Source organism: Streptomyces sp. NPDC004266 (genome assembly GCF_042874095.1).
Classification (GTDB): domain Bacteria; phylum Actinomycetota; class Actinomycetes; order Streptomycetales; family Streptomycetaceae; genus Streptomyces.
The window spans coordinates 100,655-120,060 of the sequence record NZ_JBIAMM010000008.1 but is presented as its reverse complement, the minus strand read 5'-3'; the positions used below and the strand labels follow the sequence as shown (position 1 = coordinate 120,060).

The window sequence follows — 19,406 nt, the reverse complement described above, 5'->3', positions numbered from 1 at the left end:
AAGGCCGCCGCACCGGAGCCCCGCCGTCCCTCGCCACCGCGACTCCCCTGGAGACCCGCGCCGCCCAGCTCCCCTCTCACCCCCGGCCGGAGCGGCGCGGCCTCCCCTCCGGGCACCCTTGCCACCCGTACGAGGCTGCCCGTCGCACTCGAACAGGCACGGGTGAGGAATCACCCGTCGCACGAGAGGAAAGCCGCCATGGTCGGTGAAACCGTCATCACCGTCGTCGGCAACCTGACCGACGACCCCGAGCTGCGCCTCACCCCGTCCGGCGACACGGTCGCGCACTTCACCGTCGCGTCCACGCCCCGCACCTTCGACCGGCAGAGCAACGAATGGCGGGACGCCGAGACGCTGTTCCTGCGCTGCTCGGTCTGGCGGCAGGAGGCGGAGCACGCCGCCGAGTCCCTGACCCGGGGCACCCGCGTCATCGTCCAGGGGCGGCTGCGCCAGCGGACGTACGAGACCCGGGAGGGCGAGAAGCGGACCGTCATCGAGCTGGAGGCGGACGAGATCGGCCCGTCGCTGCGGTTCGTCGCCGCGACGATCGTCAAACCCCCGCACACCGGCGCCCCCGCCGGTTCCCGCGGCGGCCCCGCCGCCGAGGACCTGTTCGCCCGGCCCGACGGCGACGAGCGGCCGGTCCCCGCCGAGAGCGGACGACATGCCCCCCGCGAGGAGACGCATCCCTTCTGACGGCCCGGCGCACCCGTGCGCCGGCCACGACCACACACCGCACCCATCCGAGGCGGACCCCATGAAGGAACAGGACCGCGAGGAAGCGCTCGAGCTCGCCCTCGCCCAGATCGAAAAACGGTTCGGCGCGGGCTCGGTGATGCGCCTGGGCGACGAGCCGGGGGCCCCCATCGAGGTCATCCCCACCGGCTCGATCGCCCTGGATCTCGCCCTCGGCGTCGGCGGCCTGCCGCGCGGCCGCGTGGTGGAGATCTACGGACCGGAGTCCTCCGGCAAGACGACCCTGGCCCTGCACGCCATGGCCAACGCGCAGAAGGCAGGCAGGACCGCGGCGTTCATCGACGCCGAGTACGGATTCGACCTCGAGTACGCCAAGCGGCTCGGCGTCGACACCGACGCCCTGCTGGTCTGCCAGCCGGACTACGGCGAACAGGCCCTGCAGATCGCCGACACCCTCATCCACTCCGGCGCCCTCGACCTCATCGTCGTCGACTCCGTCGCCGCGCTGGTGCCGCGCGCGGAGATCGAGGGCGAGATGGGCGACCCGCACGTCGGCCTGCAGGCCCGGCTGATGAGCCAGGCGCTCCGGAAGATCGCCGGCGCGCTGGGCCACTCCGGAACCACGATGATCTTCATCAACCAGCTGCGCGAGAAGATCGGCGTGATCTTCGGCTCGCCGGAGACCACCCCCGGCGGCCGGGCGCTGAAGTTCTACGCCTCGGTCCGCCTCGACATCCGCCGGATCGAGACGCTCAAGGACGGCGCCGAGCCCGTGGGCAACCGCACCCGCGTCAAGGTGGCCAAGAACAAGGTCGCCCCGCCGTTCAGGCAGGCCGAGTTCGACATCCTCTACGGCCGGGGCATCAGCCGCGAGGGCGAGCTGATCGACCTGGGCGTCGAGCAGGGCCTCGTCCGCAGGTCCGGCACCTGGTACACGTACGAGGGCGACCGCCTCGGCCAGGGCAAGGAGAACGCCCGCGCCTTCCTCAGGGACCACCCCGACCTCGCCGACGAGATCGAGAAGAAGACCAGGGAGGAACTGGGCATCGGGACGAAGCCGGAGGCCCCGGCGGCGGAGCCCCGGGCGGATGCGGCCAACCGGGCGGACGCACCCGGCACCGTGCCGTTCGGCTCGGCCGCGGCCGGCCGGCGCTCCACCGGGCCGACCTCGTCGGCCCTGACCGGTCAGGCCTCCCGCGTCCTCCTCGACGGCACCCCGGCGGGGTCGTGAAGACCAGCCCGCCGCTCCCTCACCCCGGCGCGGGGCGAACGCCGGCGAACCGGGGCGGCACCATGTTCTCCGGCTCCGCCGCGCCCCGGGACGAGACGCCGACCCCGGGCAGGACCGCCGCCGGCCGGCCCACCGCGGCGGAGCCGGTCCACCGGCCGGTCGCAGCCTCCGCCGACGGCGAGGACCGGGCCACCGAGGCGGCGTTGCGCCCCAAGGCCCTGGACGGGTTCATCGGCCAGGAACGGGTCCGCGAGCAGCTCGACCTCGTCCTCAGGGCCGCGCGGCAGCGGAGCGCCACCGCCGACCACGTGCTGCTCTCCGGTGCCCCGGGGCTCGGCAAGACCACCCTGGCGATGATCATCGCCGCGGAGATGGAAGCCCCGCTGCGCATCACCTCCGGTCCCGCCATCCAGCACCCCGGGGACCTGGCGGCGGTCCTGGCCTCGCTCACCGGGGGCGAGGTCCTCTTCCTCGACGAGATCCACCGCATGTCCCGGCCCGCCGAGGAGATGCTCTACCTGGCGATGGAGGACTTCCGCGTCGACATCGTCGTCGGCACCGGCCTCGACGCGTCCGCCATGTCCCTGGAGCTGCCGCCGTTCACCCTCGTCGGCGCCACCGTCCGGGCCGGCCTGCTGCTCCCGCCGCTGCGCGACCGCTTCGGCTTCACCGCCCACATGGAGTTCTACGGCCCCGCCGAACTGGAGCGCGTCGTCCACCGCTCCGCCCGGCTGCTGGAGGTGGAGATCGAGCCCGCCGGCGCCGCCGAGATCGCCGGCCGCTCCCGCGGCACGCCCCGCATCGCCAACCGGCTGCTGCGCCGGGTGCGGGACTACGCCCAGGTCACCGCGGACGGAGTGGTCACCCGCGAGATCGCGTCCGCGGCCCTGGGGGTCTACGAGGTCGACGGCCGCGGCCTGGACCGCTTGGACCAGTCCGTGCTGCACGCCCTGCTGAAGCTGTTCGGCGGCGGACCGGTGGGCCTGGGCACCCTCGCGGTCGCCGTGGGGGAGGAGCGGGAGACGGTGGAGGAGGTCGCCGAGCCGTTCCTGGTGCGGGAGGGGCTGCTGGCCCGGACGCCCCGGGGGCGGGTCGCGACGCCCGCCGCCTGGGCCCACCTCGGGCTCGCGCCGCCGTCCGGGCCGTCCTGGTCCGCGTCCCCGGGACCGCACCGGAACGGCGATGCCGGACGGGACGGCCCGCCCGGAGGCCGCACCGGACGGACCGCCTCCCCGGCCGCCCCACGGCCCGTGCCGCCTTCTCCACCATAGGAAGGGCGATGCCCTCGCGGGCGCAGTGCAGCCCCCGGAGGCGGGTGCCTTCGGGGGCTGCACACGTCGACCGCCGTCTACCGCGCCGAGTAGCCGAAGGCCACGCCGTTGGCCGGGAGGCCACCGGAGCCGGGCTTGTACGTGGTGGTGGGAGCGACCGTGCCGCCTTGCGTCACGTTGGACATCGGAAGCGCGTACAGCGCGCCCGTGGCCAGGGGCCCGTAGGGCATGCCCGCGTACAGCCTGGTCGCCGTGAAGTGGATGCTCCTGCCCAGGTACTGGTTGGCGCCGGGGGGACCGGGGATGCCGTCCCCGTCGCCGGCCTCGATCCAGCGGTCGTTCGGACCGGCCGATCCGGCCAGCGAGAACGTGTGGATCGCACCCGCGTTGGCGACGGTGCCGATGTCCTCGCCGGGCGTTCCCACGGCGAGCCGCATGGACGCCACGGTGCTCACCGAACCGGGGGCCGTGTTGACGGCGGCGAGGTACTCGCCCATGCGGTCACCGGTCTCGGAGGTGCCGGACACGTCGTCGTCCCCGGTGCCCTGCTTGAGCTCGCGCAGGTAGCTCCAGGTGCCGTCGGGCTTGATGCGGATCTGCACCACACGGCCCGCGTTGGCGCGGTCCTCGGTGCCGACCGTCACGCTCTCACCGGGCGAGCCGATCGCCAGGATCGACTCCGTGGCGGCTGCGGCGCCGCCGGCCCGGAACGGGGCCATGGCCACCGCGTAACCGAACTGGTCGCCCGCCTCGGCACCGCCGGAGATGGCCGCGTCGTCCTGGTCGAGCCCGTCGAGCGGCAGGGGGTGGCCGGTGGAGTCGAAGCGGTTGGCGTCGAAGATCACGACGGCGCCGGCCTTCGCCGTGCTGCCGAGGGCCTCGTTGGGGGAGCCGATGGCGATGTAGTTCTGGTCGGCGGCCACGGACCAGCCGAAGAGGTCGCCCGCCTCGGGGTCACCGGGAACCCCGGCCGTCGCCTGGCTCACGGCCACGCTGGTGGTGCCGTACACGTAGAACGAGGAACCCGCCTGCGCGACGTCGCCGAGGGCCTCACCGGGCAGGGTGATGACGAGGTACGGCCGGCCGGCGTCGTTCACCGCGGCCGCGATCCTGTGGCCCATCCGGTCGCCCGCCTCGGACGACGAACCCGCGATCGCACCCGTGCCCATGCCCTGTTCGAGGTGCGTGGCCTTCAGGGTGCCGGTGCCCAGGCCGCCGGCCGCGCCGTACAGGATGTCGACGAAGCCCGCGTCGGTGGCGGTGCCGACGGTCTCGCTCGGGGTTCCGGCGACCAGGTCGGTGAAGCCGTCCTTGTTCCAGTCGATGGTGGCCAGGGTCTCGCCGAAGTAGTCGTCCGGCTCGGAGCCGCCGGGCACCCAGTCCAGGTCCTGGCTGATCTCCGTGGTGCCCTTGCCGCCGCCGTATACGATGCGGATCAGGCCGGCCTTCGCGTCCGTGCCGACGGTGGCCTGGGGGTCGGAGATCGCGATGTCCTCCGCGCCGTCACCGTTGAAGTCGTTCATCCCGGCCGGCTTCGGGGTGGTGCCCCCGCCGCTGACGGCGGCACCGAGGTCGATCCGCGGGGTGGTGGCACCGGTGTAGACGATGCCCCGGCCGCTGCTCTTCAGCAGGGCCGTCAGGTCGGCGACGGTCTTGGTGGGGAAGGCCTGCTTGAGCACGGCGTACGCACCGGCCACGTGCGGCGCGGCCATGGAGGTGCCGTTCTTGGAGGCGTAGGTGCCGCCGGGCACGGAGGAGACGATGCCCGTGCCGGGGGCGAACAGGTCGAGCAGCGGGCCCCGGTTGGTGAAGGCGGACAGCTCGTCGTCGTCGGTGGTCGAGCCGACCGTGACGGCGGAGGAGATGCAGCCGGGCATGCTCACCGCGTCGGTGTGGCCGTTGTTTCCGGCCGCGATCACGGTGGCCACGCCGGCGCTCAGCAGGCTGTCCACGATCGGCTTGCGCACATCGCCGTCGCAGGCGGTGGTGTAACGGCCGTTGCCGAGGCTGAGGTTGGCCGCGACGATCGGCGTACCTGCCTGCTTGAGCTTCAGCACGTGCTCGAGGCCCTTGAGCTGGGCGCTCTGGTAGCTGCCCACGCAGGGGGCGACGCCCCCGCAGAACTCCTCGGTGGTGAACTGGCTGAAGACCTGGATGGCGACGATGTTGGCACCGGGCGCCACACCGTGCTGGGGAGCGCCCGTGATGCCGGCGCCGTTGCCCGCGGCGATACCGGCCACGTGGGTGCCGTGGTCGCAGTCGGCCATGGTCGCGCAGGGGCCGGCCGCGGTGTTGGCGGCACCGGTGCCCTCCTGCGCGTCGGCGCCGTTGGGGCACAGGCTGACGATGCCGCTCTCGGCATCGCTCGGCGAGAAGCAGGCCTCGGCCACGACCCGGTTCTTCAGGAACGGGTGGCCGGTCTCGACGCCGGTGTCCAGGACGGCGACCGCCTGGCCCGTACCGGTCTTGCCCGCCGCGAAGGCGTCGTCACCGCCGATGAGCGGGATGCTCTGGTCCAGGGTCGGCCGCTCGACCTTGTCCTCGGTGACGCTGACCACGCCCGGCTTGGCGGCGAGCCGGTCGAGGCCGGCCCGGTCCACCTTGAGGGTGACCACCGGCACGGTCTCGAACTCCTGCTTCTTCTCGCCGGCGGTCGCCGCGTCGGCGACGTCCGCGAGGGTCTCCGTGACGACGTTGACGCGGACCTTGCCGCCGCCCGCGGTCCGGTCGTAGAGCGGCAGGTCGACCGGGCCGGTCGAGGCTTCGGCCGCTGTCGTGGTGCTCAGCGGTGTGACGGCGTGGGCCGGTGTCGCGGCGCCGAGGGTCACGGCCGTCATCGCGGTGACGACCGTCGCCCAGATCGTTCTCTTCATATTGCCTCGGTGAGCAAGGGGCGCGTCATGGCTGGGCCCGTGGGGAAGCAGACATGGCACAGCCCGGGGAGATGGGGTGTGAAAGGCCCTGGCGGAACGGGCCGGGCGGCGAGGGGTGTCCGCCGCCCGGCCCGTTCACGCCCGAGGGGCGTGCTCCGTCAGGAGGTCGCGCTGTACGTCGTCAGAAGGTGCGCTGACCCGTGATCAGGTCTTGTTGGCACCGTTCTTCGGGTGGCCCTTCCAGGCCACGGCCTTGAGGTAGACGTACGCGTAGGAGTTGCACTTCCAGCGGACCAGGATGTTGTACGCCTTGCAGCTGTGCGTCTTCATCGTGCTGTAGAAGGCGTTGTCGACGTTCGACTTCTTGCTGCGGTCCAGGTAGTACTTGTAGCCCTTGTACGTGTTGCCGATCAGGCCGTAGCCGTAGTCGTGGGTGTCACACGCGGCCCGGAAGTTGAAGCCGCCCGGGCGGCTGATGTTCGGGCCGGGCGTGCTGCAGCCGTCGTAGATGATGCCCGCCACGCGGAAGCCGGTCGGCGTGTACCGGAAGTACGGCCAGTGCCAGCCGTAGTGCGCGGCCCACGCGACGCAGCCGCGGTTGAGGTACCACATCCACTCGGTGGCGCGGTTGCAGTAGCGCGGGTAGGCCTGCGGGTCGGTGATCTCACCGGTGGTGAAGTCCCCGGCCGGAGGCGTGGTCGCGGTTCCGTCGCCGGCCGGGCCCTGCAGGGGCTCGGTGGCGGACGGCAGGTCGGTGCCGACGGGCGCGGCGTTCGGGGCGGCCGACTCGGCCGGGAACGTCAGGTCCCACTCACCGTTGGTCGGCGAGGCGATGTCGGAGACACGACCGGTGGAGTCGTAGGCGTACGACGAGACCGGGTCGGTGCCCTCGACCGGGTTGGTCACGCTGCGCAGCAGACCCGAGGCGTCGTAGGAGTAGCGCGCCAGCGTCTGCGTGGTGGCACCCGACGTGAGGGTGATCTCCTTGGCGCGGCCCGTGTACTCACCGAGCGCCGTGCCGGTGGCCGTCGTGGCGGTCGAGTACTTGACCGTCAGCGACTGCGCCGGAGCGTCGGCGGTGGCGGGCTCGCTGACCGTGGCGACCCGGCCCTTGGTGTCGTAGGAGACCGTGTCGGTGGCGCCGTCGGCCAGGTTGCCCAGGCTGGTCACACGCCACTTGTCGGTGCCCGGAGCGACCTGCTTCCAGTTGTAGGTGGCCGTGAGGTTGGCGATTCCGATGGCCGCGCCGGCGTCCTCGTCGCCGGTCACGTCGGTGTCCGGGGTGCCGGTGGCCGGGGCGAGGGTCTCGACCGCGGTGGTCACCAGCGTGCCGGTCGCCTCGTTGTACGTGGTGGTCTCGGTGAGCTTGTCGCCGGTGGTGGTCTCGTACTTCTTGACGCCGCCGCCGCTCGGGTAGTCGATGCTGCTCTTCAGGGCGTACGAGACGGAGACCTTCGCGTCGAGGTCGGTGACCACGACGGAGTTGGCCTTCTGCTCCAGCTTGCGGTTGAGCTGACCCCCCAGGAACCCGGCTTCCCACCCGGGGCCGAAGACGCCCTGGTCCGGACGGGTCGAGGGCGCCGACTCCGGCCTGGCGACTCCGTCCGCGCCTTCGGTCACCGTGTGGGTACGGCCCATGAGGCCCTCGGCCACATCGGTCTCGTACAGCTCGAAGGACTTCTCCGCGGTGGAGTACAGGCCGGGACCGACCTGCTGGATCTCCCCGTCGGCCAGCGGCGGATCGACCGTGGCGGCCGCGGCCCGCGGCTGCTCGATGACGGCGGCTCCGGCGATCTGCTGCGGGAGCAGCAGCGCTATGGAGAGCGCGGTCATGACAGGCAGAGCTGTCTTGCGCACGAGTTCCCCCCTCGTGTCGTAGGTGTGTTTCTTGATCGCTGCGGACCGTAGACCCGCGCCGATCGCGACCACAAGAACCTTGTAAACAGGGGCAGTTGATTCCGCTTCCTTGCAGCAGTGAAGATCTCCGGCCGCCGCCCGAGGTTGAGTACGCGTACTCATGTGGCGCGTGCGGCCTGGCCCAAGACTGGGCGCATGAAGCGAACCCGAGCCCGGATCAGGGCAGTTGACCCCGTAATGCGCCGCCGTCGGCGCGCCATCGCGGTGACGGCTCTCGCCGCTCTGACCCTGGCCGCCTGCGGCTCCGAGCAGTCGGATCCCCCGGGAGGGCGGGGTACGCCGGTCGATGCCGTCTCGGCGGGCAAGGACGCGGCCTTCGCCAAGATGCTGGACGAGGTGGCGCGGGAGTGCCCCCCGCCGGGCACGAAGAGGGATTCGGCGCCCGCTCCGGAGGGCCGGGCGCCGACCGCTCCGGTGGAGCCGCCGCCCGGTGCCACGGTGAAGCCGCCGCCGGGCGGCGCGGTCGAGCCCGGCGCCCCCACGGCGGGTCCGGAGGTGGAGCTGGACGCCCGTGACTGGTGCGCCGGCGTCCAGCACGAACAGCGCGTGGCCGAGGCGGTCCTGAAGCTCGAGCAGCCCGATCCCGCCCAGGTCAGGAAGGTGCTGAACGGCCTCGGTTACATCGACGGGCGCATCCACGGCCTGAAGCGGTCCGGCGCGGTCACGAAGTTCGTCCTCGACCTCCGCGACAAGGGAGGGCGCCTGTGCCTGGACGGCACGGCCAAGGGGGAGCTGACGGAGGTCGAGGCGTGCGTCGCACCTGCGGATGGAGCGTTCGATATTGCAAATATCCACCGCCAATCATGAGTTGATTGTGAGCTAGGTCACATGTCGTGTCTCATTTTGAGTGACGATCGGCGACGCCACGTTACCCATGAATGGGAGATAGTGTCCTAAATCGGTGCTGTAGCGGCGAGTTAGGGGGCGCCGGGTCATTGGGGACGCTTGTCCGCGGAGCTTGCAGTCGAAGTTGCGTCAGCAATCAGACATGTCCGCGGATGACTGGATTCCCCCGCGTGACCCTGCCGCCGGCCTCGGCCCCGCGATCGGCGACCGAGCACGCGTGAAGGCCCCGCACCGGACGGTGCGGGGCCTCTTCCGGCCCTTCTGGACGGGTGCCGGCCGGGATGCCCGGGACTGCCGCGGGCGTTCCTGCGGGCCCGCTGCCTTCGTAGGGAGCGCCGTAACCGCGAGCGAGCGGTCGGCCTGCCGGCCTGACAGTCGCACGTACCCGTCCCGTTCCTTCGCCACGGAGGCCGTCCCGTGCCCACCGCACCACGCTCCCGCGCCCCGCGCCGACGGTTCGCCGTCGGACTCGCCGGGTGCTGCCCGACCGCGCCGCCGACGGCACGCTCGTCCCCCACCCGGCCCGCTTCCCGAACGGCATCAAAGCCGCCGCCGACTACGTCCACTCCAAGGGCCTCGAATCCGGCATCCACACCAGCGCCGGCACCCACACCTGCGACGGCCTCGGATTCCCGGGCACCCCCGGCCACGAGTACGGCGACGCTCGGCATCCTCGGCAACCGCGAGGTCATCGTGGTCGACCAGGACCCGTCGGGCAGGCAGGGCAAGGTCACCAGCTCCGAGGGCGGCCGGTGGGTGATCGCCAAGCCGATGGCGGATGGCAGCCGGTCGATCGCCCTGTTCAACGAGTCGGACCGGCCCCGGCGCATCGCGACCCCCGCGAAGGCGGCGGGCCTGGCCCGCGCGCGTACACGGTGCGCGATCTGTGGCGGCACGCGAGCCACAACGTCGCCGACACGTTGTCGGCCACCGTCCCCGCCCACGGCACCGCCCTCGTCCGCCTCTCCACCGACGTGGGCTGGGCGTCGTATCCGCCCGCGGCGGAGCTGGGCCAGGCGGGCTCCTCGTTCCTCACCGCCGGTACGGACTCCACCGTCACCACCACGGTGACCGCCCTCGGTCGTAACGGCGACACGAGAGGTGTCGGTGCGGCTCTCCGCCCCCGGCCGGCCGGAGCGTCGAGCCGGCGTCCACCGGTGGGCCGACCCGGACGACGTCGCCGTGGGCGCCGGCCCCGACCTCCCGGGCGCCGAGACCGTGCGCCTCGTCGTCACCGACGCCGGGGACGTCGTGAGCCACGACCACGCGGACCGGGCCGAGGCGACGGTCGCCTGCCGGCCGGAGCCTCAGACGGCGCACGCGCCCTGCTGCCGTGCCGTGCCGCGTCTCGGAACGGGGAACACACCTCGTCTCATCCGGCGGCGGTGAGGAACGTTCCGTACGGCGTGGTGGCCCTTCGTCCTCGGAGTCGTGTCAGCCCGGGCGGGGACCGGAGGAGTCGTCGTCCGGGTTCACGCCGGTGAACGCCGAGTCGTCCTTCGTGCCGCTGGGGCGCTGTGACCGGCCCCTTCGGCCGGTGTCGCGCATGCCCTTCTCCGACGAGCGGCCCCGCTTCTCGCCTCTGGCCGTGTCGCTGCGGACGGTGTCGCCGGGGACGTCCCGTTCTTCCTCCCGGGCGGCCTTCCGTCCCTTGCCGGGCGGGGGCGCATGCTTCTCGGGGTGGAAGGACCGCGCAGCGCTCGGGTTCTCCTGCTGTCGCGTCTCGTCCACATCGGGGGACCAGCCGTGCTGTCCGGCCATACCGTCGCGGCTCGGCTCGCCGCGCGAGGGCCTGGAGGACTTCGGTTTCTCGGCCATGAGCCGACCTGCCTGTCCGTGCGAGGGGCATGCGTGCGCATACCCGTAGGACTCTGATTTTCCCACGGGACACGGGGCGCGTCTCCTGGACGGCGCACCGCGGCGATCAGGCCGCCAATCGGTCGGACGCACACCTCGAACGGGTGAGGTGCGGGCTCCGCCACCCCGCTGCCCGCCTCGTGCTGCCCGATGATCGCAGGCGGTTGGTGGACCGCGGTTCCCAGGGCCGCACCGTCCCCCGCGACCCGGAAAGGCCGCCCATGCGCATCCTGCTCGTCGCCAGCAGCTTCAACAGCCTCACCCAGCGCGTCCTGGTCGAGCTGCGTGACCGCGGGCACACCGTTCCCGTCGAGGTCACCCCCGATGGGACGGCCGTGCGCGAGGCGGTGGCGCGCCACACGCCCGATCTGGTCGTGGCCCCCCTGTTGAAGGCCGTCGTGCCCCGCGACGTGTGGACGGCGCACCGCTGCCTGATCGTGCACCCGGGGCCCGTGGGCGACCGCGGCCCGTCCTCGCTGGACCACGCGATCCACGACGGGGTCGAGGAGTGGGGCGTCACCGTCCTCCAGGCCGACGAGGAGATGGACGCGGGCGACGTCTGGGCCTCCGAGACCTTCCGCGTGCCGGAGGTCGGCAAGAGCGACCTGTACCGCAACGAGCTGTCCGACGCCGCCGTGGCCGCCGTGCTCCTCGCCGTCGAGAGGGTCGCCGCCGGGACGACACCGCGTCCGCAGACCGGCGGGATCCGCGTCCGTCCCGCTCTCCGCCAGGAGGAGCGTCGGATCGCGTGGGGCGAGGACACCACCGAGACCGTCCTTCGCACCCTGCGGGCCGCCGACTCGCAGCCCGGTGTACCGGACCGGCTGCTCGGCGCCGAGTGGTTCCTGCACGGCGGCCACGCGGAGGACGGTCTGCGCGGGCGGCCCGGCGACCTGCTGGCCACCCGGGCGGGCGCGGTCTGCCGCGCCACCGTGGACGGCGCGGTGTGGATCCCCGAGATCCGTGCCCGCACCGGCCCCGGCAGGCCGCGTGCCTGCAAGCTCCCCGCCACCCTGGCCCTCGCGGGCCGGTTGCCGGAGCTCCCCGAACTGCCGGCCCCCGCCGCCCCGGCGCCCGGCCGACGGACCTGGTCCGACATCACGTACCGCGAGGAGGGGCCGGTCGGCGTCCTGTCCTTCGCGTTCCCCGGCGGGGCGATGAGCACCGACCAGTGCCGCCGCCTGCTGGACGCGTACGAGACCGCCCGCGGGCGCCCCACCTCCGTCCTGGTGCTCGGCGGGCAGCGCGACTTCTTCTCCAACGGCATCCATCTGAACGTCATCGAGGCCGCCGCCGACCCCGCCGCCGAGTCCTGGGCCAACATCAACGCCATGAACGACCTGGTCGAGGCGGTTCTCACCACGACCGACCGGATCGTCGTGAGCGCGATCGGCGGCAACGCCGCCGCCGGCGGAGTGATGCTCGCCCTCGCCGCCGACGAGGTCTGGTGCCGTTCCGGGTCGGTGCTCAATCCGCACTACCGGCGCATGGGCCTGTACGGATCGGAGTACTGGACCCGCACCCTGCCCGGGAAGGTGGGCGAGGCCCTGGCCGCGCGCCTCACCGAAGAGGCCCGGCCGGTGTCCGCGGCGGCCTCGCTCGACATGGGGCTGGTGGACCGGGTCGTCGACTGCGGACCCGGGGAGTTCGCCGCCGAGATCACCCGATTGGCCCTCCGTCTGGCGTCCCGTGGCGGTCTCCAGCAGCGGATCGCGGCGAAGAAGGCGGAGCACGAGCGCCGGGAGTCCGTCGCTCCCCTTGCGGCCCACCGTGAACGGGAGCTCTCCCGGATGCGGACGATCTTCGACGATCCCGCCGCGAGCTACCACGCACGGCGCCGGGCCTTCGTCCGGAAGGAGGCCTCCCGAGCGCCGCTCCCGAACGGCCCAGGTGCGGGCGCGGGCGGATCGGCCGACTGTTAAGCAAGACCCAGGCCCGACACGAGGCCTTTGCCCCATCCCTCCTCAGGAGGCGACCCATGAGCGCAGTGAAACCGGCCCCGGTCGAGGACCAGGGTGCCGCACCCGGCAGCGAAGAGAAGCCGATCCACATCCTCTGGATCAACGCGGGTCTGAGCTGTGACGGCGACTCGGTGGCCCTGACCGCCGCCATGCAGCCCAGCATCGAGGAGATCGCCCTCGCGGGGCTGCCCGGGCTGCCCAGGATCGCGGTCCACTGGCCACTGATCGACTTCGAGTGCGGCCCGGTGGGCGGCGCCGACACGTTCATCGAGTGGTTCTTCAAGGGGGAGCGGGGCGAGATCGACCCGTTCGTGCTGGTCGTCGAGGGCTCGATCCCGAACGAGGCCATCAAGCAGGAGGGCTACTGGAGCGGCTTCGGCGACGACCCGGAGACCGGCCAGCCCATCACCACGAGCGAGTGGATCGACCGGCTGGCCCCCAAGGCCCTCGCCGTCGTCGCGATCGGCACCTGCGCCACGTACGGCGGCATCCACGCCATGGCGGGGAACCCGACCGGCGCGATGGGCCTCCCGGACTATCTCGGCTGGGACTGGAAGTCCCACGCCGGCATCCCGATCGTGTGCGTGCCCGGCTGTCCCATCCAGCCGGACAACTTCGCGGAGACGCTGACCTACCTGCTCTACCAGGCGGCCGGCTCCGCACCCATGATCCCGCTGGACGACAAGCTCCGCCCCACCTGGCTGTTCGGGGCGACCGTGCACGAGGGCTGCGACCGGGCCGGCTACTACGAGCAGGGCCAGTTCGCCTCGACGTACGACTCTCCCAAGTGCCTGGTCAAGCTGGGCTGCTGGGGGCCGGTCGTCAAGTGCAACGTTCCCAAGCGCGGCTGGATGAACGGTGTCGGCGGCTGTCCGAACGTCGGCGGCATCTGCATCGCGTGCACGATGCCCGGATTCCCGGACAAGTTCATGCCGTTCATGGACGAACCTCCCGGTGCCAAGGTCTCCGTATCCGCCAGCGGTGTGTACGGCTCGGTGATCCGCCGGCTCCGGAGCATGACGTCCAGGACCGTGGACAAGGAGCCGAAGTGGCGGCACACCGGTGAACGGATCACCACCGGCTACCGGCCGCCCTGGTGACCGTCCCGCCGTCGCACCGCGCATCCCGCTAGACCCCCATCCAACCCCACTGTTCGCGAAGACGAAGAGCTCACGAAGGGCACCAAAGCGACCATGGCATCTCCTGCGAAGACGACGGGTGACGGCTCCGGACTGGTGGAGATGGCCTGGGACCCCATCACCCGGATCGTGGGCAGCCTCGGCATCCACACGAAGATCGATTTCAAGCAGAAGCGCGTCGCGGAGTGCTACAGCACGTCCTCCGTCTTCCGCGGCTACAGCGTCTTCATGAGGGGCAAGGATCCCCGCGACGCGCACTTCATCACCAGCCGCATCTGCGGCATCTGCGGTGACAACCACGCGACCTGCTCGGTGTACGCGCAGAACATGGCGTACGGCGTGAAGCCCCCGCACCTCGGCGAGTGGATCATCAACCTCGGCGAGTCCGCGGAGTACATGTTCGACCACAACATCTTCCAGGAGAACCTGGTCGGGGTCGACTACTGCGAGAAGATGGTCCGCGAGACCAACCCCGGCGTCCTGGAGCTGGCCGAGCGCACCGAGGCGCCGCACGCCGCCGAGCACGGCTACCGCACGATCGCGGACATCATGCGCTCCCTCAACCCCCTCGAAGGCGAGTTCTACCGCGAGGCGCTCCAGGTCAGCCGCTACACCCGGGAGATGTTCTGTCTCATGGAGGGGCGGCACGTCCACCCCTCCACCCTCTACCCCGGTGGCGTCGGCACGGTCGCGTCCGTGCAGCTGTTCACCGACTACATGAGCCGCCTCATGCGCTACGTGGAGTTCATGAAGCGCGTCGTCCCGCTCCACGACGACCTCTTCGACTTCTTCTACGAGGCGCTGCCCGGCTACGAGGAGGTCGGTCGCCGCCGTGTGCTGCTCGGCTGCTGGGGCGCGCTCAACGACCCCGAGCACTGCGACTTCACCTACGCCAACATGACCGACTGGGGCCGGCGGATGTTCGTCACCCCCGGTGTCGTCGTCGACGGCAAGCTGGTGACCAACGACCTCACCGAGATCAACCTCGGCATCCGCATCCTGCTCGGCAGCTCGTACTACGAGGACTGGCAGGGCCAGGAGCAGTTCGTCACCCACGATCCGCTGGGCAATCCGGTCGACCCGCGCCACCCGTGGAACCAGCACACGATCCCGGCCCCGCAGAAGCGGAACTTCGACGACAAGTACAGCTGGGTCATGTCCCCGCGCTGGTTCGACGGCAAGGACCACCTGGCGCTGGACACCGGCGGCGGCCCCATCGCGCGCCTGTGGTCCACCGCGCTCTCCGGCCTCGTCGACATCGGCTACGTCAAGGCCACCGGGCACAGCGTCGTGATCAACCTCCCCCGGACGATGACCAAGCCGGAGACCACCTTCGAGTGGAAGATCCCGAAGTGGAGCAACGCCCTGGAGCGCAACCGCGCCCGGACCTACTTCCAGGCGTACGCGGCCGCCGTCGCCCTCCACTGCGCCGAGAAGGGCCTGGAGGAGGTCCGCGCCGGCCGCACGCAGACGTGGGAGAAGTTCGAAGTGCCCGACGAGTCCATCGGTGTCGGCTTCACCGAGGCCGTACGGGGCGTCCTCTCGCACCACATGGTCATCAGGGACGGCAAGATCGCCAACTACCACCCCTACCCGCCGACGCCGTGGAACGCCTCCACGCGGGACACGTTCGGCACCCCCGGTCCGTACGAGGACGCGGTGCAGAACACCCCGATCTTCGAGGAGAACACGCCCGAGAACTTCAAGGGCATCGACATCATGCGCGCCGTGCGCAGCTTCGACCCCTGCCTGCCGTGCGGCGTCCACATGTACACGGGCAACGGCCGGACCGTGAAGCAGATGCACGTGCCCACCGGCCTGAGCGGCCTGGCCGGATGAGCGCGACCACCGCCGAACAGGCGGGCCGACGGGTCGAGGAGGTCCTTGACCGGCTGGCCGAGAACGGCGACGCCGAGGCCTGCGCGGCCACGGAGGAAGTCGTACGCGTCCTCATGGAGTTCTACGGCAGCGGCATCGCCCGCATCGTCGAGCTCCTCGGGCGCCCCGCCGCCCGTCCGCCCGCCGACCCGCTGGGCCCGCTGCTCGCGGACGAACTCGTCGCGAGCCTCCTCAACCTGCACGGACTGCACCCCGAGGATGCGCCGACCCGCATCGACCGCGCCCTGTCCGCCCTGCCGCAGCCCGTGGAGAACGCCGGATTCGACCCGGCGACGGGCGTGCTGCGGCTGCGGGCCACCGCCTCGACCGGCTGCGGCTGCTCCGGCACCCAGGAGTCCGTCCGGCAGGCGGCCGCGGACGCCCTCGCCTGCTTCGCCCCCGAGGTGACCGGCGTGGAGCTGGAGGGCGGTGCCCCGCGCGAACCGGCACTGCTCCAGATCGGCACCCGTCCGTCCCCCGCGGGCGCGGACGGCCGCTCATCGGCCGCCGCCCGGTGAACGGGCCGCCGAACAGCGCCGTGCGGCCCCCGGCGCCCACCGGCCTGCGCCGGTTCACCACTCCCCGCCCGCCCCGCGAGGAGCGCTGCGAACTGTGCGGCGCCCCGCTGGCGGCCGAGGAGCGCCACCCGCATCTCGTCGACACGGACAAGCGGGCCCTGGTCTGCGCCTGCGGCCCGTGCGCGCAGCTCATGGACCGCTCCGCCGCCTCCCCCGGGCGGTTCCGGGCGGTCCCCGGCCGCTTCCTGAGCGACCCGGGCCACCGGATCGACGAACGGGCCTGGGAGTCGCTGCGGATCCCGGTCTCGGTCGCGTTCTTCTTCCGCAACTCCGCCCTCGGCCGGCCGGTGGTGCTCTACCCGAGCCCCGCCGGCGCCACCGAGAGCGAACTGGAGGAGGACGCCTGGCGGTCCGTCCTCGACGCCACCCGGCTCGCCGCCCACCTCGAACCCGACGTCGAGGCCCTGCTGCTGCGCCGCCACGAGGGCCGCACCGAGTGCTTCCTCGTGCCGATCGACCTCTGCTACGAACTGGTGGGCCGCATGCGACTGCACTGGCAGGGCTTCGACGGAGGGGCGGAGGCGCGGGCCGACCTCGACGCCCTCTTCGCCCACGTCCGCGGCCTGGCCCGCGAGCCGCAGGGGAGCCGGCCGTGACCGAGTTCTCCTTCAGCTGCACCGACGTCCGCGCCGACGCCTACGCGGCCGGACCCACGCTCGTGTTCCGGCTGCGGATCACCGCCACCGGCGGCACCCGCGTCCACGCCATGGCCCTGCGCTGCCAGATCCGTGTCGAACCCGCCCGGCGCGGCTACGACGACCACGAGGCCGCGGCCCTGGGCGATCTCTTCGGCGAACGCTCCCGGTGGGGCAGCAGCCTCAACCCGGTCCAGTTCGCCCAGGCCTCCGTCATGGTGCCCGGCTTCACCGGCGAGATCGAGACCGACCTCGTCGTGCCGTGCACCTACGACACCGACATCGCCGCGTCCCGCTACTTCCGGGCGCTCTCCGACGGCGACGTCCCGCTGCTCCTGCTCTTCTCCGGCACCGCCTTCACCGGCGCCGGCGGCTTCCACGTCGAGCCCGTCCCCTGGGACAAGGAGGTCTCCCACCGCATGCCCGTGAAGGTGTGGCGCGAGATGATCGACCAGCACTTCCCCGGCTGCGGATGGATCCGGCTTCCGGGCGACGCGATGGACGCCCTGCTCGCCTACCGCTCGCGCCGGGCCCTCCCGTCGTGGCAGGCCACCGTCGAGTCCCTGCTCGAAGCGGCGGGGGAGAGGACACGATGACCACCGTCGCCTTCACCCCCGGCACCGAGGCGCGGTTCGCCGTCGCCCGGCACGTCGCCGACGCCGTCCTCTTCGAGGGGTACGTCCTCTACCCGTACCGCGCGTCCGCCGCGAAGAACCGGCTCCGCTGGCAGTTCGGGGTCCTGGTGCCGCCGTCCTGGAGCGCCTCGGCCGAGGAGCACGACTTCCAGCTCACCGAGTGCCTCATGGAGCCCAGGACCGGCGCCGAACTCGCCGTGGAGGTCCGTTTCCTGCGCGCCCAGCGGCGTACCGTCGAGGAACTGCGCGAGGACGGGACCTTCGCTCCGACCGGCGAACTCCGGCTGGCCGACCGGGTCCTGGTGGCCTGGGACGAGGGCGTCGAGGAGCGCGTCACCCTCGTCGTCCCCGTCGCCGAACTGCGCGGCGACGGTACCGCCCTGCCCTTCACCCGCCCCGCCGCCGAGGAGACGGAGGAGATCACCGACACCGACGGACGCGTCCTCGGCCGACTCGTGCGCCGCCGCGAGGAGATCAGCGGCACCCTGCGGATCTCGGCTGCCGAACTCGACGGCCCGTACCGCGTCGAGCGCCTCTCGGTCACGGTGGAGAACACCAGCGACTGGACCGCGGAGCGGGACACCGACCGCCACGCGGCACTGCCGTACTCCCTCGTCGCCGCCCACACGCTGCTCCGCATCGACGGCGGCTCGTTCCTGTCGATGACCGACCCGCCGGAGTGGGCGAAGGGCGCCGTCGCCGCCTGCCGCAACCTGCACACCTGGCCCGTCCTCGCCGGCGAACCCGGGCGCGACGACCTGATGCTCTCCTCACCGATCATCCTGGAGGACCATCCGGCCATCGCGCCCGAGAGCCCCGGCGCCCTCTACGACGCGACCGAGATCGACGAGATCCTCGCCCTGCGCACGGCGGCCCTCACCGACGAGGAGAAGCGCGAGGCCAGGGGGACCGACGCCCGCGCCGCGGCCGTGATCGAGCTGGCGGACACCATGCCGCCCGAAGTCCTGGAGCGTCTGCACGGAGCGGTACGGAGTCTCCAGAGCGTCACCGGGCCCCCGAAGTCGGCCGGCAACATCCTCGAACCGGAGACACCCTGGTGGGACCCGGGCAGCGACACCGGTGTGGATCCGGGCAGCGACCACGTCCTCGTCGACGGACGTGAGGTCCGCGCCGGCAGCAGGGTCGTCCTGCGTCCCCGGCTGCGCCGCACGGACGCCCAGGACCTGTTCCTCGACGGGCGCAGCGCCCTGGTCGAGGCGGTCCTGCACGACGTCGACGGCGGAGTCCACGTCGCGGTGACCGTGGAGGACGACCCGGGCGCCGACATCCGCCGCGAACAGGGCCGGTTCCTCTACTTCCAGCCCGACGAGGTCGAAGCCCTGGAGGACGTGTGAACGGCCCCGCGCCCGAGGCCCGGGCACCCGGCACGGCCCGCACCCTCGTGGCCGGGGTGGGCAACATCTTCCTCGGCGACGACGGCTTCGGCGTGGAGACCCTGCGGCGGCTCGCCCGCGAGGAGCTCCCCGCCTCCGTCGAGCTGGCCGACGTCGGGGTCCGGGGCGTCCACCTCGCCTACCAACTCCTCGACGGCTGGGACACCCTCGTCCTCGTCGACGTCACCGCCCGCGGCGGCGAACCGGGGACGCTCCACCTGATCGACGCCTCGGCGGCCGGCGACCGCGCCCGCGGCACGGAGCCCGCGCCGCTCGACGGCCACCGGATGACCCCCGACGCCGTCCTCGCCCTGCTCGACACCCTGTGCGCGGGAACCGGCGCCGCGCCGCCACGGCGGATCCTCGTCGTCGGCTGCGAGCCGGCCTGCCTCGACGAGGGCATCGGGCTCAGCCCGCAGGTCGCCGCCGCCGTGCCCGAGGCGGTGCGCGTGGTGACCGAACTGGTCCGCCAGGAAGCCGCCGTATGAACACCGA

At 72.2% G+C, this 19,406-nt stretch carries 16 protein-coding genes and 1 pseudogene; 14 read left to right on the top strand and 3 right to left on the bottom strand.

All coding sequences use genetic code 11. From position 1 onward, the window contains the following. Positions 1–198 precede the first annotated feature (198 nt). The 3 genes from ACFYUZ_RS20570 to ruvB all read left to right on the top strand — a co-directional run bounded on the left by ACFYUZ_RS20570 (position 199) and on the right by ruvB (position 3,198). Complete coding sequence (locus ACFYUZ_RS20570) at positions 199–696, top strand: single-stranded DNA-binding protein (protein WP_389311214.1); 498 nt, start codon at positions 199–201, stop codon at positions 694–696. A 61-nt stretch (positions 697–757) separates the two neighbouring features. Next, complete coding sequence (gene recA / locus ACFYUZ_RS20565; protein WP_389311212.1) at positions 758–1,927, top strand: recombinase RecA; 1,170 nt, start codon at positions 758–760, stop codon at positions 1,925–1,927. A 62-nt stretch (positions 1,928–1,989) separates the two neighbouring features. Beyond that, a complete protein-coding gene (gene ruvB, locus ACFYUZ_RS20560; protein WP_389311210.1) occupies positions 1,990–3,198 on the top strand; it encodes a Holliday junction branch migration DNA helicase RuvB in 1,209 nt (402 codons plus the stop codon). 77 nt (positions 3,199–3,275) lie between these two features. On the opposite strand, the gene ACFYUZ_RS20555 is transcribed toward ruvB, so the two are convergent. Next, a complete protein-coding gene (locus ACFYUZ_RS20555) occupies positions 3,276–6,071 on the bottom strand; it encodes a S8 family serine peptidase (RefSeq protein ID WP_389311208.1) in 2,796 nt (931 codons plus the stop codon). Between the two features lie 204 nt (positions 6,072–6,275). Further along, positions 6,276–7,928 carry a phospholipase A2 gene (locus ACFYUZ_RS20550; protein ID WP_389311206.1) on the bottom strand — a complete coding sequence of 551 codons (1,653 nt, stop codon included), beginning with the start codon at positions 7,926–7,928 and terminating at the stop codon, positions 6,276–6,278. Positions 7,929–8,165: 237 nt separating this feature from the next. Between ACFYUZ_RS20550 and ACFYUZ_RS20545 the strand changes: the two genes are divergently transcribed. From ACFYUZ_RS20545 to ACFYUZ_RS20535, 3 genes and pseudogenes are all read left to right on the top strand, one after another. Further along, complete coding sequence (locus tag ACFYUZ_RS20545) at positions 8,166–8,795, top strand: hypothetical protein (protein ID WP_389311204.1); 630 nt, start codon at positions 8,166–8,168, stop codon at positions 8,793–8,795. 518 nt (positions 8,796–9,313) lie between these two features. Next, a pseudogene (locus ACFYUZ_RS20540) lies at positions 9,314–9,959 on the top strand (alpha-galactosidase); the annotation flags it as partial. Further along, complete coding sequence (locus tag ACFYUZ_RS20535; protein WP_389311681.1) at positions 9,942–10,223, top strand: hypothetical protein; 282 nt, start codon at positions 9,942–9,944, stop codon at positions 10,221–10,223. The pseudogene ACFYUZ_RS20540 and the gene ACFYUZ_RS20535, both read left to right, overlap by 18 nt. A 45-nt stretch (positions 10,224–10,268) precedes the next feature. Here the strand turns inward: ACFYUZ_RS20535 and ACFYUZ_RS20530 are convergent, their stop codons facing one another. Then, entirely contained in the window at positions 10,269–10,652 is a 384-nt protein-coding gene (locus tag ACFYUZ_RS20530; RefSeq protein ID WP_389311202.1) for a hypothetical protein, read from the bottom strand. Between the two features lie 260 nt (positions 10,653–10,912). Between ACFYUZ_RS20530 and ACFYUZ_RS20525 the strand changes: the two genes are divergently transcribed. From ACFYUZ_RS20525 to ACFYUZ_RS20490, 8 genes are all read left to right on the top strand, one after another. Next, positions 10,913–12,613: an enoyl-CoA hydratase-related protein gene (locus ACFYUZ_RS20525; RefSeq protein ID WP_389311200.1), complete on the top strand. Its 1,701-nt coding sequence runs from the start codon at positions 10,913–10,915 to the stop codon at positions 12,611–12,613. Between the two features lie 56 nt (positions 12,614–12,669). After that, positions 12,670–13,752 carry a hydrogenase expression protein HypE gene (locus ACFYUZ_RS20520; RefSeq protein WP_389311198.1) on the top strand — a complete coding sequence of 361 codons (1,083 nt, stop codon included), beginning with the start codon at positions 12,670–12,672 and terminating at the stop codon, positions 13,750–13,752. 93 nt (positions 13,753–13,845) lie between these two features. Further along, complete coding sequence (locus ACFYUZ_RS20515; protein ID WP_030689662.1) at positions 13,846–15,630, top strand: nickel-dependent hydrogenase large subunit; 1,785 nt, start codon at positions 13,846–13,848, stop codon at positions 15,628–15,630. Beyond that, positions 15,627–16,187, top strand: a complete 561-nt coding sequence (locus ACFYUZ_RS20510) for a hypothetical protein (protein ID WP_389311196.1) — start codon at positions 15,627–15,629, stop codon at positions 16,185–16,187. The genes ACFYUZ_RS20515 and ACFYUZ_RS20510 overlap by 4 nt, the downstream gene beginning before the upstream one ends. After that, positions 16,184–16,843 (top strand): DUF5947 family protein, encoded by a 660-nt coding sequence (locus tag ACFYUZ_RS20505; protein WP_389311194.1) that lies wholly within the window; start codon positions 16,184–16,186, stop codon positions 16,841–16,843. Before ACFYUZ_RS20510 ends, ACFYUZ_RS20505 begins: the two co-directional genes overlap by 4 nt. After that, positions 16,840–17,478, top strand: a complete 639-nt coding sequence (locus ACFYUZ_RS20500) for a DUF6084 family protein (RefSeq protein WP_389311192.1) — start codon at positions 16,840–16,842, stop codon at positions 17,476–17,478. Before ACFYUZ_RS20505 ends, ACFYUZ_RS20500 begins: the two co-directional genes overlap by 4 nt. Further along, positions 17,475–18,872: a hypothetical protein gene (locus ACFYUZ_RS20495; RefSeq protein WP_389311190.1), complete on the top strand. Its 1,398-nt coding sequence runs from the start codon at positions 17,475–17,477 to the stop codon at positions 18,870–18,872. Before ACFYUZ_RS20500 ends, ACFYUZ_RS20495 begins: the two co-directional genes overlap by 4 nt. Beyond that, positions 18,869–19,399 carry a hydrogenase maturation protease gene (locus ACFYUZ_RS20490; RefSeq protein ID WP_389311188.1) on the top strand — a complete coding sequence of 177 codons (531 nt, stop codon included), beginning with the start codon at positions 18,869–18,871 and terminating at the stop codon, positions 19,397–19,399. Before ACFYUZ_RS20495 ends, ACFYUZ_RS20490 begins: the two co-directional genes overlap by 4 nt. The last annotated feature ends 7 nt before the right edge of the window (positions 19,400–19,406 follow it).

What these genes read in the sequence shown, in the direction of transcription:
- ACFYUZ_RS20570 (WP_389311214.1), top strand. Translation starts at nt 199, where the DNA reads ATGGTCGGTGAAACCGTCATCACCGTCGTCGGCAACCTGACCGACGAC.
- recA (WP_389311212.1), top strand. Translation starts at nt 758, where the DNA reads ATGAAGGAACAGGACCGCGAGGAAGCGCTCGAGCTCGCCCTCGCCCAG.
- ruvB (WP_389311210.1), top strand. Translation starts at nt 1,990, where the DNA reads ATGTTCTCCGGCTCCGCCGCGCCCCGGGACGAGACGCCGACCCCGGGC.
- ACFYUZ_RS20555 (WP_389311208.1), bottom strand. Translation starts at nt 6,071, where the DNA reads ATGAAGAGAACGATCTGGGCGACGGTCGTCACCGCGATGACGGCCGTG.
- ACFYUZ_RS20545 (WP_389311204.1), top strand. Translation starts at nt 8,166, where the DNA reads ATGCGCCGCCGTCGGCGCGCCATCGCGGTGACGGCTCTCGCCGCTCTG.
- ACFYUZ_RS20530 (WP_389311202.1), bottom strand. Translation starts at nt 10,652, where the DNA reads ATGGCCGAGAAACCGAAGTCCTCCAGGCCCTCGCGCGGCGAGCCGAGC.
- ACFYUZ_RS20525 (WP_389311200.1), top strand. Translation starts at nt 10,913, where the DNA reads ATGCGCATCCTGCTCGTCGCCAGCAGCTTCAACAGCCTCACCCAGCGC.
- ACFYUZ_RS20520 (WP_389311198.1), top strand. Translation starts at nt 12,670, where the DNA reads ATGAGCGCAGTGAAACCGGCCCCGGTCGAGGACCAGGGTGCCGCACCC.
- ACFYUZ_RS20515 (WP_030689662.1), top strand. Translation starts at nt 13,846, where the DNA reads ATGGCATCTCCTGCGAAGACGACGGGTGACGGCTCCGGACTGGTGGAG.
- ACFYUZ_RS20510 (WP_389311196.1), top strand. Translation starts at nt 15,627, where the DNA reads ATGAGCGCGACCACCGCCGAACAGGCGGGCCGACGGGTCGAGGAGGTC.
- ACFYUZ_RS20495 (WP_389311190.1), top strand. Translation starts at nt 17,475, where the DNA reads ATGACCACCGTCGCCTTCACCCCCGGCACCGAGGCGCGGTTCGCCGTC.